This window comes from Acetobacter sp. ESL1128 (assembly GCF_058505085.1).
Map to the genome: position 1 here is coordinate 1,180,560 of NZ_CP196369.1, position 14,441 is coordinate 1,195,000.

The 14,441-nt window shown below is 60.1% G+C and carries 14 protein-coding genes; 11 read left to right on the forward strand and 3 right to left on the reverse strand.

Annotated features, from left to right (window positions below):
• Nucleotides 1-250 precede the first annotated feature (250 nt).
• Genes cobG through cobJ form a run of 4 tightly spaced genes read left to right on the forward strand, consistent with a single transcriptional unit; the run spans nt 251 to nt 3,648 of the window.
• A complete protein-coding gene (cobG, locus tag ACSYTG_RS05485) occupies nt 251-1,546 on the forward strand; it encodes a precorrin-3B synthase (RefSeq protein WP_489784003.1) in 1,296 nt (431 codons plus the stop codon).
• Nucleotides 1,533-2,162: a precorrin-8X methylmutase gene (locus ACSYTG_RS05490; protein ID WP_165925995.1), complete on the forward strand. Its 630-nt coding sequence runs from the start codon at nt 1,533-1,535 to the stop codon at nt 2,160-2,162. The genes cobG and ACSYTG_RS05490 overlap by 14 nt, the downstream gene beginning before the upstream one ends.
• Nucleotides 2,159-2,884, forward strand: coding sequence for a precorrin-2 C(20)-methyltransferase (locus ACSYTG_RS05495; protein WP_415424298.1), 726 nt, complete (start codon nt 2,159-2,161; stop codon nt 2,882-2,884). Before ACSYTG_RS05490 ends, ACSYTG_RS05495 begins: the two co-directional genes overlap by 4 nt.
• On the forward strand, nt 2,881-3,648 hold the full coding sequence (gene cobJ, locus ACSYTG_RS05500; protein ID WP_489784004.1) for a precorrin-3B C(17)-methyltransferase: 768 nt from the start codon (nt 2,881-2,883) through the stop codon (nt 3,646-3,648). The genes ACSYTG_RS05495 and cobJ overlap by 4 nt, the downstream gene beginning before the upstream one ends.
• Here cobJ and ACSYTG_RS05505 read toward each other — a convergent pair.
• Entirely contained in the window at nt 3,615-4,451 is an 837-nt protein-coding gene (locus ACSYTG_RS05505; RefSeq protein ID WP_489784005.1) for a cobalt-precorrin-6A reductase, read from the reverse strand. The two genes, cobJ and ACSYTG_RS05505, sit on opposite strands and share 34 nt — an antisense overlap.
• Nucleotides 4,452-4,557: 106 nt before the next feature.
• Here ACSYTG_RS05505 and cbiE point away from each other — a divergent pair, with 106 nt between their 5' ends.
• The 3 genes from cbiE to cobM are packed head-to-tail and all read left to right on the forward strand — an operon-like array spanning nt 4,558 to nt 6,922.
• Complete coding sequence (gene cbiE, locus ACSYTG_RS05510; protein ID WP_489784006.1) at nt 4,558-5,799, forward strand: precorrin-6y C5,15-methyltransferase (decarboxylating) subunit CbiE; 1,242 nt, start codon at nt 4,558-4,560, stop codon at nt 5,797-5,799.
• On the forward strand, nt 5,796-6,173 hold the full coding sequence (locus ACSYTG_RS05515) for a cobalamin biosynthesis protein (RefSeq protein WP_415420303.1): 378 nt from the start codon (nt 5,796-5,798) through the stop codon (nt 6,171-6,173). Before cbiE ends, ACSYTG_RS05515 begins: the two co-directional genes overlap by 4 nt.
• The gene (gene cobM / locus ACSYTG_RS05520) at nt 6,170-6,922 is read left to right on the forward strand and encodes a precorrin-4 C(11)-methyltransferase (RefSeq protein ID WP_489784007.1); all 753 of its coding nucleotides are present in this window, start codon (nt 6,170-6,172) and stop codon (nt 6,920-6,922) included. The genes ACSYTG_RS05515 and cobM overlap by 4 nt, the downstream gene beginning before the upstream one ends.
• Here cobM and ACSYTG_RS05525 read toward each other — a convergent pair.
• Entirely contained in the window at nt 6,919-8,010 is a 1,092-nt protein-coding gene (locus tag ACSYTG_RS05525) for a cobalt-precorrin-5B (C(1))-methyltransferase (protein WP_489784008.1), read from the reverse strand. The two genes, cobM and ACSYTG_RS05525, sit on opposite strands and share 4 nt — an antisense overlap.
• A gap of 81 nt (nt 8,011-8,091) precedes the next feature.
• Nucleotides 8,092-9,165, reverse strand: coding sequence for an AraC-like transcriptional regulator QhpR (gene qhpR / locus ACSYTG_RS05530; RefSeq protein ID WP_489784009.1), 1,074 nt, complete (start codon nt 9,163-9,165; stop codon nt 8,092-8,094).
• 174 nt (nt 9,166-9,339) lie between these two features.
• Between qhpR and ACSYTG_RS05535 the strand changes: the two genes are divergently transcribed.
• From ACSYTG_RS05535 to ACSYTG_RS05550, 4 genes are read left to right on the forward strand one after another with little or no spacing between them, the layout of a single operon-like run.
• A complete protein-coding gene (locus ACSYTG_RS05535) occupies nt 9,340-10,728 on the forward strand; it encodes an ethanolamine ammonia-lyase subunit EutB (protein WP_415437635.1) in 1,389 nt (462 codons plus the stop codon).
• Complete coding sequence (eutC, locus tag ACSYTG_RS05540) at nt 10,725-11,522, forward strand: ethanolamine ammonia-lyase subunit EutC (protein ID WP_489784010.1); 798 nt, start codon at nt 10,725-10,727, stop codon at nt 11,520-11,522. The genes ACSYTG_RS05535 and eutC overlap by 4 nt, the downstream gene beginning before the upstream one ends.
• Entirely contained in the window at nt 11,519-12,862 is a 1,344-nt protein-coding gene (gene eat / locus ACSYTG_RS05545) for an ethanolamine permease (protein WP_489784011.1), read from the forward strand. Before eutC ends, eat begins: the two co-directional genes overlap by 4 nt.
• A 47-nt stretch (nt 12,863-12,909) precedes the next feature.
• Nucleotides 12,910-14,403: an outer membrane beta-barrel protein gene (locus ACSYTG_RS05550; protein WP_086646487.1), complete on the forward strand. Its 1,494-nt coding sequence runs from the start codon at nt 12,910-12,912 to the stop codon at nt 14,401-14,403.
• Nucleotides 14,404-14,441 lie beyond the last annotated feature (38 nt).

Genomic DNA, 14,441 nt, shown 5'->3' on the forward strand with positions numbered 1-14,441 from the left:
GGGTTTTGCCCGCGATGCAAGAGGAAGCTGCGTCAAAGGGCATAAAAGTGGATGCCTGCCGTGCCATGGAGCGCTTTGACAAGTCCATATCGGGCGGCCTAACACGAACGCGGACCAGCCCCTGCATGTTGTGTGCAAGGGGCGGAACAGGGGCGAGTATCCGGCGTTCTGGCTGGATGGCTCTGTTCCACCATGGGGGCGGGTGTGGTGCCATAGCCCTTGTCGTTTTTACAGGACGCCGCGTGCCGGCATGGCGGGGAGCGATCTTCTCGGTTCAGGCGCTCAGGTGGCCGATCAGACGGGAGTAACCGGGGTGTATGGCGGTTTTGCTCAACCGGAAGTCAAAGGGTGGTGCCCAGGTCTTTTTGCACCCATGGAGGCAGCAGATGGCTGGCTTGTGCGTGTGCGGCCTACGCTGGGGCGGCTGGAAGCTGCTCAGGCATTTTTGCTGGCGGATGTGGCCCAAAGGCAGGGGAATGGCCGTATAGGGCTAACCAACAGGGCCAGCCTGCAACTCCGTGGGTTTGGGGCCGATGCTGCGCGCCGGTTCCCTGAAATTGCGGTGGCTGCGGGGCTTGGTCTGTCCGATGCGGGTATGGAGCGGCGTCAGGCCATGCTTGTTTCCCCTCTGGCGGGGGATGACCCGAACTGTGCGGCACAGACCGTGGCCTGTGCGGAGTCCCTGCGTACTGCGCTGATCGGTGCGGAAGAGCTAACGGCCCTGCCGGGCAAATTCGGTTTTGCGGTGGATGGTGGTGGGCTGTACCCCGCTGGGCTGTTGCAGGCAGATATTACCCTACGCGCCACGGAGGATGGGCTGTGGTCCGTTGTGTGCGGCGCCATGTGTGCGGCTCCCACTACTTATACGCTCGCAGTTGGGCAGGCCGTTGCTTTGGCTCGTGCTTTTGTAACATCGCACCAAAGCGTGCGCCCCCAGCGGGACCGGGCAGTGGGGCAGGTGCTGTTCCAGATTCTGGGGTTGGCAGGGCAGGTGCTAGCACCCAAACCTACGCAGGCCGAGGTTTGCTGTGGCCGTGTAGGGCCACTGGGGCACGGATTGTTTGCCCTGTCTGCCCCTATGGGGTGCATGACTGCGACCATGCTGCATGACTGCGCAACTGTTGCCGCAACGCAGGGAGATGGCATTTTGCGCCTGACCCCGTGGCATACTCTGGTGCTGGGCGGCATGGAGCAGGCGCCTGTTGTGGCCGGTATGGTCACAGACCCCCATTCCCCCCTCTTGCGTATCTGGGCCTGTAGCGGTGCCAGTGCTTGTGCGCAGGCTGCCGGGGAGACGGAAAATCTGGCGCGTAATCTGGCTCCGCTGCTGCCAGCAGGGGCCAGCCTGCATGTTTCGGGCTGCCGCAAAGGGTGCGCTCAACCGGGTTCTGCCGATTATACTCTGGTGGCAGGTGATCAGGGTTACGGGCTGGTGCGCAATGGTTCGGCTTCGGGGGATGTGGAAAGCCTGTTCGTAGGCGAACAGGCTGTTTATACAGCATTTGAGTCATTCAAAAAGGAAGGAGCGGTGGATGCCGGCCTATGAGTATATTCGGGATGGGGCGGCCATCTACCAGCGTTCTTTTGCAACCATTCGGGCAGAGGCGGACCTAAGCGCCTTTACGCCGGAACAGGCCACCGTAGTTGTACGCATCATTCACGCCTGCGGTATGGTGGATGTGGCGCAATCGGTTGCCATGAGCGCGGATCTTGTGCCGCGCGCCCGGCAGGCTTTGCGTGATGGCTGTGCCATTCTGTGCGATGCGGAAATGGTGGCAAGGGGGGTAACCCGCACCCGCCTGCCAGCTGATAATGAGGTAATCTGCACATTGCGTGACCCGCGCACACCGCCGCAGGCCTTGGCCATTGGCAATACCCGCTCCGCTGCCGCGCTGGATTTTTGGGGGGACAAACTCGCTGGGGCCGTTGTGGCCATAGGCAATGCCCCAACCGCCCTGTTCCATCTGCTGGAAATGCTGGATGCCGGCGCCCCCCGGCCTGCCGCGGTGCTGGGTGTGCCGGTGGGCTTTGTCGGGGCGGCTGAATCCAAGGAGGCGCTGACCAAAAGGCATGATGTGCCATGGCTGGTTGTGCACGGCCGGCTTGGGGGGAGCGCCATGGCTGCGGCCGCCCTTAACGCCCTTGCCTGCGAGGTTGAATAATGGCGGGCACACTCAGTATTGTTGGCGTAGGGCCGGGTGACCCGGAACTGATAACCCTGCGCGCCGCACGTTTGATTGGGTCTGCGCCGGTGGTTGCGTATTTCTGCCGCGAAAAACATCCCAGTCAGGCACGGACCATTGCACAGGCCCATATTGGCCCTGCTACGCGGGAAATGCGGCTGATTTACCCGTTTACAACCGAGGTTTCAGTCAACGATCCGGCATACCACCAGAATATGTCCGCATTTTATGACCAGAGCGCTGAACGGCTGGCTGAAGAACTGGCAACGGGTAACGATGTGACGCTCCTGTGTGAGGGCGACCCGTTTTTGTATGGCTCGGCCATGTATGTGTTTGACCGGCTGCAAACACGCTGCCAGACGCAGGTCGTGCCCGGCATTATGGCCATGAACGGCTGCTGGGCTCAGGCCCTTGCCCCCATGACCCATGGGGATGATGTGCTGTGCGTGCTGCCCGCAACCTTGCCCGAGGCCGAACTGGCAGGCTGGCTGGAGCGTGCTGATGCTGCCGTGATCATGAAGATAGGGCGGAATATGCCCCATGTCCGTCAGGCCATAACCCGTAGCGGACGTATGGACGAAGCCGTGTATGTGGAGCGTGGTACGCAGGGCGCGCAGGTGATTGCCCCCATGGCGGAGCAGGATGGCAAAGCGCCGTATTTTTCCCTTGTGCTCCTGCCCGGAAGGAAGCGTGTACGATGAGCGCTGGTTCTCTGGTCATTGTGGGGCTTGGCCCCGGTAACCCGGAGCAGTTGACCCCGCAGGCACGCCATGCTCTGGCCCGCGCAACGGATTTGGTCGGCTACGCCCCCTACGTCAAACGGGTGGAGGCAGGGCCAGAGGTTGTGCGCCATATTTCAGACAACCGGGAGGAAATCTCCCGCGCCCGGCACGCGCTGGAAATGGCCCTGAGCGGGCGGCATGTGGCCGTGGTTTCAGGCGGGGATGCCGGGGTGTTCGGCATGGCAAGTGCTGTGTTCGAAGCGGTGGAAAATGGTCCCGCCATTTGGCGCACCCTCCCTATTCAGGTCATTCCCGGTGTGAGTGCCGTGCTGGCTGCGGCTGCCCGGCTTGGGGCACCGCTGGGGGGGGATTTTTGCGTTATTTCCCTTTCCGATAACCTCAAGCCGTGGCCGGTTGTGCTGGAGCGTTTGCGTCTGGCGGCTCAGGCGGGGTTTGTTATTGCGCTGTACAACCCACGCTCGCATGCGCGGCCGTGGCAGCTTGGGGCCGCGTTTGAGCATCTGCGGCAAAGCATGGGGGGGGATGAACCCGTTGCATTTGCCCGTGCCATCGGGCGGCCTGATGAGGCCGTTCGCCTGTCCACCATTGCTCAGGCCAATGCGGACTGGGCAGATATGAGCACACTGGTGCTGATCGGCTGCCCCGCAACACGGCTTGTCAGCCGCCCAAACGGGCAGGAACCCTGGCTTTATACAGCGCGCAAGGTTGAAGCAGCACATTGATGCAGCCATGCCAGAGCAGCCGCCGCGTCTTTGGCATGCGGGGTATCCTGCGCAGGAGGGCGGGATACCATCAGCACAGGTACACCCAGTATGCGCGCAGCTTCGAGCTTGGCATGGGTTGCAGTGCCACCGGAGTTTTTGGTGACCAGCACGGTAATCTGGTGTTCACGCATGAGTTTAAGCTCGGCCTCCAGATCAAACGGCCCGCGTGCACAGATCACGCTGGTCTGTGGGGGCAGGTCAGTCGGGTGGGGCGGTTCAATGGAACGGAACAGATAGTGGTGCTGGGGAGCTGCCAGAAAAGGCCGGGTTTCCTTGCGTCCGGTCGTCAGGAACACGGACTGGGGTTTGGTATTCCATCTGCTGGACCGGGCAAGTGTGCGGGCGGCTTCGGCAATACTGGGCACGATAAACCACGTGTCCTGCGGGGTGGCGGTCCAGCCCGGTCGTTCCAGCCGCAGGAGAGGCCGTTGTGTGGCGGCGCAGGCCATGGCGGCATGCTGGCTCATTTGCGCGGCAAATGGGTGGGTCGCATCCACAACGGCATCTATGACATGGTCATGCAGCCAGTTGGTCAGCCCCGCTACGCCGCCAAAGCCCCCGATGCGAGTGCTCATATCGGGCAGGTGTGGCTGGCTGGTTGCTCCGGCAAGGGAGAGCACGGCATGGCAGGTTGGCCATGTTGTGCCCAGCATGCGGCACAGGCTACTGGCTTCCGTTGTGCCCCCCAGCACCAGCACACGCAGGCTGGGCGGCATGGTGTTCCCTGTGTTGGTGCAGGGGGTGGGGGGCGCTGGAAGCATACAAAAACCTTGGCGTCGAATGATAGCAGTCGATCTATATCCGCTTGCTACAGGCATGGGCAAGCACGGGCAGTTTTGGTGCGCTGTATGTTGGAAGGGGCAAGCAATGCCAGAACCGCATAACCCTGAGGCCACGCCGTGGCTGAGTGTGATCGGGGTGGGAGAAAACGGTCTGGACGGGCTAAGCAGCACGGCCAGAACCCTGATAGCGCAAGCCGAGTATATTTTTGGCGGTGCGCGTCATTTGGGGTTGGTGGCCCCTCTGCCACAAGGACGGTGTGTGGCCTGGCCTACCCCCTTTAGTGCCGGGGTGCAGCAGGTTCTGGCCTTGCGTGGGCGCTCTGTTGTTGTACTGGCCTCGGGCGATCCGTTTTTTTACGGGGTGGGCGGTGTGCTGGCCCGCAGTCTGGAGGCGGGGGAAATGCTTTGCCTGCCTGCTCCATCGTCCGTGGCGCTGGCCTGTGCGCGGCTTGGCTGGGCGCAGGAGCAGTGCCATGTTGTCTCTGTCTGCGGTAGGCCTATGGCGCGGCTAAGGCCATTTTTGCAGCCACGGGCGCGCTTGATTGTTCTTTCCGCCGATGCGCAAACACCGCGCGAACTGGCTCGGTGGCTGGTAGAGCTGGGGTTGGGGACTGTCCGCTGCTCCGTTATGGAAGCACTCGGCGGACCTAACGAGCGGTGCCGTAGCTTTATGGCCAAAGATGGCCCGCCGGATGATGTTGCCAGCCTTAACCTGCTGGCGCTGGATGTGCCCGCAGAGGTTACAGAGGCTTGCCTGCCCCGGTGCAGCGGCCTGCCTGACACCTGTTTTGAGCATGATGGGCAGCTAACGCGGCAGGAAATAAGGGCTGTAACCCTTTCTGCCCTAGCCCCGCGTGCAGGGGAACTGCTGTGGGATATTGGAGGGGGTGCGGGCTCTGTTTCCATCGAATGGATGCTGGCAGCCCAGGGGTGCCGCGCCATAACGCTTGAAAGTGTGCCAGAGCGTGCTGCCCGCATTGCCCGCAATGCACAGGCACTGGGGGTGCCCGACCTGCACGTGGTGCAGGCCCGCGCCCCGGATGGTCTGGGCGGGCTGGACGCGCCGGATGCCGTGTTTGTGGGGGGCGGTGCCAGCAGGCCGGGTGTGTTGGAACAGGCCTGGGCGGCGCTGCGCCCGGGTGGGCGCATGGTGGTCAATGCCGTGGTGGTGGAAACAGAAGCACGCCTTGTGCAGGCCATGCAGGAGTGGGGGGGGCGGCTTACCCGCCTTTCTGTCGCACGGCTGGACGGGGTGGGGGGCTTCCATGCTTTTCGGCCCGCCATGACCGTCACCCAATGGGTGGCCAGCAAGCCCCATAGCGCATGATCGTGGTGGGCATGGGCTGGCAGAGTGCCGCGCAGGTGGACCATGCGCTGGAACTGGTTGCGCAAAGCCTGCGCATGGTCGGAGCCAGCGCGCCTGATTACATTGCGGTCCCAGATTTTAAAAACGCGGATACCCTGCCCCAGAGTGTTGCGCGCAGGTGGGGGGCTGGGGTGTTGTGGATTACACGCTCACAACTCCAGCAGGTGCAGGCAGCCTGCCATACGGCCTCCTCCACGGTTATGCGGCATGTGGGGGTTGCATCTGTTGCGGAGGCATGTGCTCTTGCCGGTGCGGGGGATGGAGCGCGGTTGTGCCTGACCCGTCAGGTATTGTGTGGTGTAACCTGCGCGGTGGCAGAAGGAGATAGAAAGTGACTGTTCATTTTATTGGGGCCGGCCCGGGGGCTGCGGACCTGTTGACCATTCGGGGGCGGGATATTCTGGCATCCTGCCCGGTCTGCCTGTACGCCGGGTCCATTGTGCCGCCTGATATGCTCCAGTATTGCCCCGACAATGCCCGGCTGGTGGATACGGCTCCCATGTCTCTGGATGAGATTGAGGCCGAATATGTGCGTGCCCATAAAGCGGGGCAGGATGTTGCGCGCCTGCATTCGGGTGATCTGTCCATTTACAGCGCGGTGGCCGAGCAGATCCGCAGGCTGGAGCGCAATGCAATCCCATGGACCATGACCCCGGGTGTGCCTGCGTTTGCAGCTGCGGCATCTGTTCTGGGGCGGGAGCTGACTGTGCCGGGTGTGGCGCAAAGCCTTGTGCTGACCCGTGTTAATGGCCGCGCCTCCGCCATGCCCGAGCGTGAAAAACTGGAATCCTTTGCTGCAACGGGGGCCACGCTGGCCATACACCTTGCCGTGCATGCCTTGGGGCGTATTGTTGCCGAGTTAACGCCGTTTTACGGTCCGCAATGCCCTGTGGCCATTGTTGCCCGTGCATCCTGGCCCGACCAGATTGTGCTGCATGGTACGCTGGAAAGCATTGAAAAAGAACTCGAACAGAACCCGATCGAGCGCACGGCACTCGTGCTGGTTGGCCCTGCCCTTGCTGGCGTTGCCGGGCGGGAGAGTGCTCTGTATGACCCCGATTACCGCCGCCGGTTCCGCAGCTAAGGGGTAAAAGGCCCATCAGCCTTGCCGACCAGTGTGCCCGAGCGGTCAAATACCAGAATATCCAGGAGTACAGGGGCCGGGCTGAGGGTTTTGTGGGCCACAGCCCAAGCCGCATGCGCAATGACCTTACCCAAGGGGAAGTTGTGGCTGCGGGCCAGCAGAAAAGCCTCCGCCACCGTGGGGCTGGCGCGGATCAACTCTGGCAAGGTGTCTGGCGCACCATGTTGTGCGGCCAGTTGGGCCAGTGCGGGCATGTCTGCCCGGCTGCGGCTGGAATGCAGGTCTAGGCAGCCCTGCCCAAGTTTGGTCATCTTGGCAATGCCGCCAGCAAGGCTCAGGCGGGGGACAGGGTGGTGGCGGATATATTTGAGCAACCCGCCCGCAAAATCCCCCATTTCAATCAAGGCCATATCTGGTAGGCCGTACAGGGCCTGTCCTGCTTTTTCCGACACATTGCCCGTAGCGCCCAGCACATGGGGCAGGTTTTCCGCCCGCGCCACATCAATCCCGCGGTGAATGCTCTGTATCCATGCCGAGCATGAAAACGGCATGACAATGCCCGTTGTGCCCAGAACGGACAGCCCCCCCACAATACCCAGCCGTGCATTGAGTGTGCGTTTTGCCAGTTCCTGCCCGTGATCAATGCTGATTGTAACTTCCGCGTCCGGGAGTATGCCGTTATTGGCCTGTGTCAGGGCTGTGCGGATCATGGCGCGGGGGACGGGGTTAATTGCAGGTTCACCCGGTGGCAGCGGCAGGCCGGGGCGCGTAATGGTGCCAACACCCGGCCCGGCCTTGAACACAAGACCCGCCCCGGTAGCCAGAGCACGCACCGTGCAGCGGATCATGGCGCCATGTGTAATATCGGGGTCATCCCCTGCGTCTTTTGTTACGGCAGCGCAGGGCGCGTCGGGCGTGCCGCCATACTGGCATAGGCTGAAAGCAACGTCCTGCCCCGATGGCAGGGTAATGGTTACGCTGGCAGGGGGTTCATGCCCCAGCAGCACCAGCCATGCGGCTTTGGCCGCAGCCGTTGCGCAACTGCCCGTGGTCCAGCCACGGCGGAGGGGAGGGGCACTCTGCTTCATGCCCTGTCCGTGTCTCATATTATGCGGGGAGGATGCAAATATGAATGGGGCAGGGGCGGAGCAGGGCAGGTATAAAGCTGTCTAGCCCGCGTTGAGCAGGGTGGCTTTTATCAACTGCTGTTCGCGCCATGCACGGGGGGAAAGGCCACTCCATTTGCGGAATGCCCGGCTGAAAGCGCTTGTCTCGGTATAGCCAAGGGCGAGGGCGATTTCCCCCATATCCGGGCCAGCCTGCCCAAGCTGGCGGCAGGCTTCGGCGTAGCGGACTTCTTCAAGCAATGTGCCAAAGGACAGGTTGAACTGGGCCAGCCTGCGTTGCAGCGTCCATGCTGGCATGTTCATGCGCTGGGCAATGTCCGAGAGTGTGCAGCAGCGCTCGGCCAGCCCTGCGCGGATCATGGAGGCAATCTGCTCCTTGAGCGATGGGGCCGAGGCACTCTGCCCGTTGCTGTGGTGGTTGCGGGAGAGGGAAATCAGCGATGCCCGCATGATTTCGAGCATGTTTGCGTTGGCCTTGGGCATGGGGCGTTCCAGCCCGGCCTTGCGGAACAGCAGGGCATTTGTCACATGGCCAAAGCGAATATCGGCCTGAAACGCATCCCTGTGTTCGTGGGCCTGTTCGGGTTGGCGGTGTTCAAACAGAACGGCTTCGGGCACCCAGTCCTCCCCCATGGCGTGGCGGAGCACATTGCAGAACATGCCCATGGTCAGCTCGGCATCATGCCTGCGTTGGGTAATGCTGGGGTCCTGAATAGCGTATTCCAGCCGGAGTAGCCCGTTTTCCTGCTCGATCAGTTGCGTGTGTGTGTTGCACTGGTGGTAGCCAAAATGGCTGGCCAGATTGCGCACGGCATCCTCAGCTGTGGCGGACAGGAGCGCAATATACCCTACAAGGCCCAGCATTTCCGGCTGGAACTGCTGCCCGAACCAGAGGCCCAGATTGCCATCCTGTGTCTCACGCGCGGCCTCTTCAAACAAACGGCAGTATGCCGTCAGGTCCAGCATGTCAGTGGGTAGGGCGAACTGGCCGGTAGACAGGCCCGAACGCCCGGCAATCCGGTCAATATCCCCCCCGCGGGAGGTAATGAAGTCTTCAACACCGGTTGCGGCGGCGGCCAGCACACCAGATGTCGGGCTTTGCATCGGGTCAGACATGGCAGGATACGTCTATGTAAGGGTGCAGTTTGTTTTGAATGATCAATAAATTGTTCCCTCCAGTCAAGTCTCAAGCGGGTGATGCTGCTATTGTAACGGTATCGAACTAAACTGCGAGGTGCCCCGCTCCGGCCCCTTGCAGTGGGATTGTGCTGGGGCAGGAGGCTGGCCTTAATGGGATATCGTCATGGACTGGGGGGGGAGACTTACCACTTCCCCGATCTCAAAACCCTTCTGGCCGTTGCCTCATCCGTGCGCTCGGGGGACCAGTTGGCCGGCTTGGCCGCCCAGTCCGATGCCCAGAGAATGGCCGCCCGTTATGCCTTGGCCGATGTTCCGTTGCGCAGTTTTATCCAGACCGCTCTTGTTCCGTACGAAGAAGATGAAGTAACGCGCCTGATCGTGGATACCCATGATCATAAAGCCTTTGCACTTATAGCGCATATGACGGTGGGAGAGTTCCGTGACTGGCTGCTCTCGCACGAGGCGGATACAGCAGCCCTTGCACGGATTGCGCCGGGCATTACGCCAGAAATGGCTGCTGCTGTAAGCAAGCTCATGCGGAACCAGGACCTGATAAGCGTTGCGCGCAAAATCCGGGTCATTACCAGCTTCCGCAATACAATCGGCCTGCCCGGTTGCCTGTCCTCACGCCTGCAGCCGAACCACCCGACAGATGACCTCAAAGGCATTGCAGCCTCTACGCTGGATGGCCTGCTTTACGGTATGGGGGATGCCGTTATTGGCATTAACCCGGCAACCGATAGTGTGGCCAATGGTCTGGCCCTGCTGGATATGCTCGATCAGGCCCGCCAGCTTTATGACATTCCAACCCAGACCTGCGTGCTGACCCACGTTACCAATACGCTGGAAATCATGAACCGTGGCGGCGCGGTGGACCTTGTGTTCCAGTCCGTGGCGGGCACGCAAAAAGCGAATGAGGGGTTTGGGGTCAACCTTGCCATTCTGCAGGAGGCGTATGATGCGGCGCTGGCACTCGGCCGTGGCACGGTCGGGCAGAATGTCATGTATTTTGAAACCGGGCAGGGGGCGGCCCTGTCCGCAGGGGCACATCACGGCATTGACCAGCAGACGGTAGAGGCCCGGGCCTATGCCGTGGCGCGGGCGTTCAACCCCTTGCTGGTGAACACGGTGGTCGGCTTTATTGGCCCCGAATACCTGTATGACGGCAAACAGGTCATACGTGCAGGGCTGGAAGACCATTTTTGCGCCAAGCTTATGGGTGTGCCCATGGGGTGTGACGCCTGCTACACAAACCACGCCGAAGTTGATCAGGACGATATGGATAACCTGATGACCCTGCTGGGCGTGGCGGGCATTACCTTCCTGATCGGGGTGCCCGGCGCGGATGACATCATGCTCAATTACCAGAGCCTGTCCTTCCACGATATTCTGACCCTGCGGCACATGCTTGGCGCACGCCCGGCCCCCGAATTTGCCGCATGGCTGGAGCGTATGGGGCTGTATGACAGCCTGACCAACCATATGCGCCCGCTGGAACTTGGGCAGACGCAACTCGCCAGGCTGGTGGGTGCAGCATGACGGAATATGGCAAACCCCAGACCCAGCCCGGTGCGGTAGCAGATGCGTGGCAGCCCCTGCGTGGCCTTACCCGTGCGCGCATTGGTCTGGGCCGTAGTGGCAATGCACAACGTACAACGGACGTTCTGGCTTTTCAGGCCGCTCACGCGCAGGCGCGCGATGCCGTACATGCACCGCTGAACGTGCAGGCCATGGAGCAGCAGTTACGTGGCGCTCCCTGCCTGCATGTGCAAAGCCGGGCCATGGACCGCGCCACTTACCTGCGCCGCCCGGATCTGGGCCGCAGGCTTTCGGAAAACTCTTTGCATATGCTGCGCAAAGAGGCGTGGGACGTTGTTTTTGTAGCAGCGGATGGTCTTTCCTCCATCGCGACCCAGACAAACGCCATACCTGTTTTTCAGGCCATGCAGCCTCTTTTGCAGGGGTGGCGGATAGCTCCTTTGGTGATTGCAACGCAAAGCCGCGTTGCTTTGGGGGATGAGATTGCACAGGCCATGGGGGCCAGCATGGTCGTCATGATGATTGGCGAGCGCCCCGGCCTGAGCGTTGCGGACAGCCTTGGCATTTACCTGACATACGCACCGTATGTGGGGTGCCCGGATTCCTCACGGAACTGCCTGTCCAACATCCATGCACACGGCATGACGATACCTGCTGGCGCAAGCAAGCTGGCATGGCTGATGCAGGAGGCCAGACGGCTTGGCCTGACAGGTGTCGGTTTGAAAGACGCTGCCCCGGACCAGCTGGCAGGCAGCAACACACTATCTTTACATGATAAGGACACAGACGCATGAGTGAGAGCAGCGGGACCAAGCTCAGCCAGTCTCTCGGTGCCTTCCATTTGTGGGGGATTGCCGTTGGACTTGTCATTTCTGGCGAGTATTTTGGCTGGAGTTACGGGTGGGGAACCGCCGGAACGCTCGGGTTTTTGGTGGCCACCGTTTTTGTGGCTTTGATGTACACGGCCTTTATCTTCAGTTTTACAGAACTGACGTGCTCTATCCCGCATGCAGGTGGTCCTTTTGCCTACAGCTTTCGGGCACTGGGCCGTTGGGGCGGGCTTATTGCCGGCCTTGCAACCCTGATCGAGTTCATTTTTGCGCCACCAGCCATTGCGCTGGCTATTGGCGCTTACCTGAATGTGCAGTTTCCCGGGCTTTCTCCCAAGGTGGCAGCTCTGGGTGCGTATCTGGTGTTCATGACGCTCAACATCGTAGGCGTGCATATTGCTGCAACCTTTGAGCTGTTTATTACCATTGCTGCCATTGTTGAGCTGCTGGTGTTTATGGGTGTTGTGGCACCTGCCTTTACATGGGACCATTTTCTGGCAGACGGCTGGGGTGGGGCTCCCCATTTTGGCTGGCAGGCATTGGGCGGTATTTTTGCAGCCATGCCTTTTGCCATCTGGTTTTTTCTGGCCGTGGAAGGTGTCGCCATGGCTGCGGAAGAAGCGCGCGAACCCCGCCGCTCCATTCCCATTGCGTATATTGCCGGTATTCTTACCCTTGTAACGCTTGCTTTTGGTGTCATGATTTTTGCCGGTGGTGTGGGTGACTGGCATACCCTGTCCAACCTGAACGATCCCTTGCCCCAGGCCATGAAGCAGGTTGTAGGCGCGCATAGTGGCTGGCTGCACATGCTGGTCTGGCTGGGGCTGTTTGGGCTTGTGGCCTCCTTGCATGGGATTATCATGGGGTATGCACGCCAGATGTTCGCCCTTGCCCGTGCTGGGTTCCTGCCGGAAGTGCTGGGGCGGTTGCATCCGCGCTTTAAAACCCCGTATGTGGCAACGCTGGCGGGTGGTGCCATCGGTATTGCCGCTATTTTCTCCGATGATCTGGTCAGCATTCAGGGGCAGTCACTGACCGCCACACTGGTCACCATGTCCGTCTTTGGTGCGTTGATCATGTATATGCTCAGCATGATCAGCCTGTTCCGTCTGCGCCGGACCGAACCCACGCTAGTGCGTAGCTACAAGGCCCCACTTTACCCCGTTCTGCCGGGCTTTGCCCTTGTCGCGGCGCTGATCGCCCTCGCTGTCGTAATTTATTACAACATCGAAATATTTTTTATCTATTCAACTATCATGCTGGTTTGTACAGTATTCTTCATGAGTAAATTCAAAAAAGAATGAGCCGTAGCCACAAGATATAGTTTCTTTCTTGGATTGGGATTGTTGAGATGCGTAAAAACTTTGTTCAGGAAGTTCACTTCCTCCTTGCGGCGTGTGTATCTGGCGGCTCGTTGCTTGCGTCGTATGCCCATGCAGCAGAAACTACAGTTGCTCCTGTGTCCCTGAACTCTGCTCAGGTGGTGAATGCGCCCATCAGCGCGCCGCCTGAAGCGGAAAAAGCCGCAGGCACGCCTTCTGATGGTGAGGAAGTCCCCGCTGCTGTAAGCAGCGAAGATGATGCGATGAAGCCCACCGTGGGCAATCTCTTTCATCCCAAAGCCGGGCAGGCTCCCAATTACTGGCAGGGGCTGGAGGCGCATGTGTCGGTTGAAGGGGGTGTAACCGGCAACCCCTGGACACGTTCGGGCCGCAACTTCGCGCAGTACTATACGGACCGCGCCAACACCGCGACCCTTAACCAGATTATGGGCTCCATCTCCCATCCGGTCACGTCCGTTGGCAAAGGCTATGGTCTGGGGTTTGTGTTTGAAGCCATGTATGGCTCGGATGCACGCTTTGACCCGACCATTGGCATGGGTTCTGGCTCCTTGCATGGTCTGTACCAGTGGGCGCCTACGCAGGCGCATATTGATGCTCACCTGCCGTGGATTTTCAAGCGCGGGATTGATGTTCAGGTCGGCCAGATGTACGGGATCATGGGGGCGGAGGGCACGCCCGCACAGGCCCGTCCGTTCTACACCTTCAACTATGCGTCCGATTATATCGTACCGTTTGAAACAGTAGGCATTCTGGCCACCATGCACCTGACCCAGCATATGGACTGGATCCTTGGGGTGGATGCGGGGAACTCCACAACCTTTGGCGCTTCGGGGAACAACAACAAGCCCAAAGGGTATTTTGGTTTTGCATGGAACAAGCTGCTTGATGGCAAGCTGGATATGCACGCCATCGGCCATTTTGGCCCTCAGGGCAATAATGGCCGTCAGGTACAGTCCGCCGAAGGCTGGCTGAGCTCTGGTCTGGGTAAGCCTGCCAACAGCCTGATGCAGTATAATGGGGACTTCATGGCAACTTATCATGTGAATGATAAGATGACAGTTTCCGTCAATGGCACCTATCTGCATGATGATGCCCTGCGTGACGATGTTTATGGTGTCAGCACGTACTTCTCATACGCTTTCCACCCGTGGCTGACCCTGAATGCCCGTGGCGAAATTTTCCGCGATAATTCGGGTATGGTGATTGCGGAATATTCCAGCTTCAACTCCTTCACGCAGTATCTGACCAACAAGCCGTATCCTTACTACAGCGCCATGCCGACAACTTATGGTGAACTCACCGTTGGTGTAACGTATAAGCCGGAGTTCATTAATAAAAAGCTGGCTCTGGGTGGCTTCATTATCCGGCCTGAAGTCCGTCTGGATAAGTCGCTCAACGGCACGCATCCCTTCAACCAGGCAGGCACTGTTGCTAACCCGATTGTTAACAATGGTACGAACAACATGTTCTGGTTCAGCTGTGATGCAACTTGGGCGTTCTAAGGTGTTCCGCAGGATTGCCGCTGAATAAGTAACCCAAA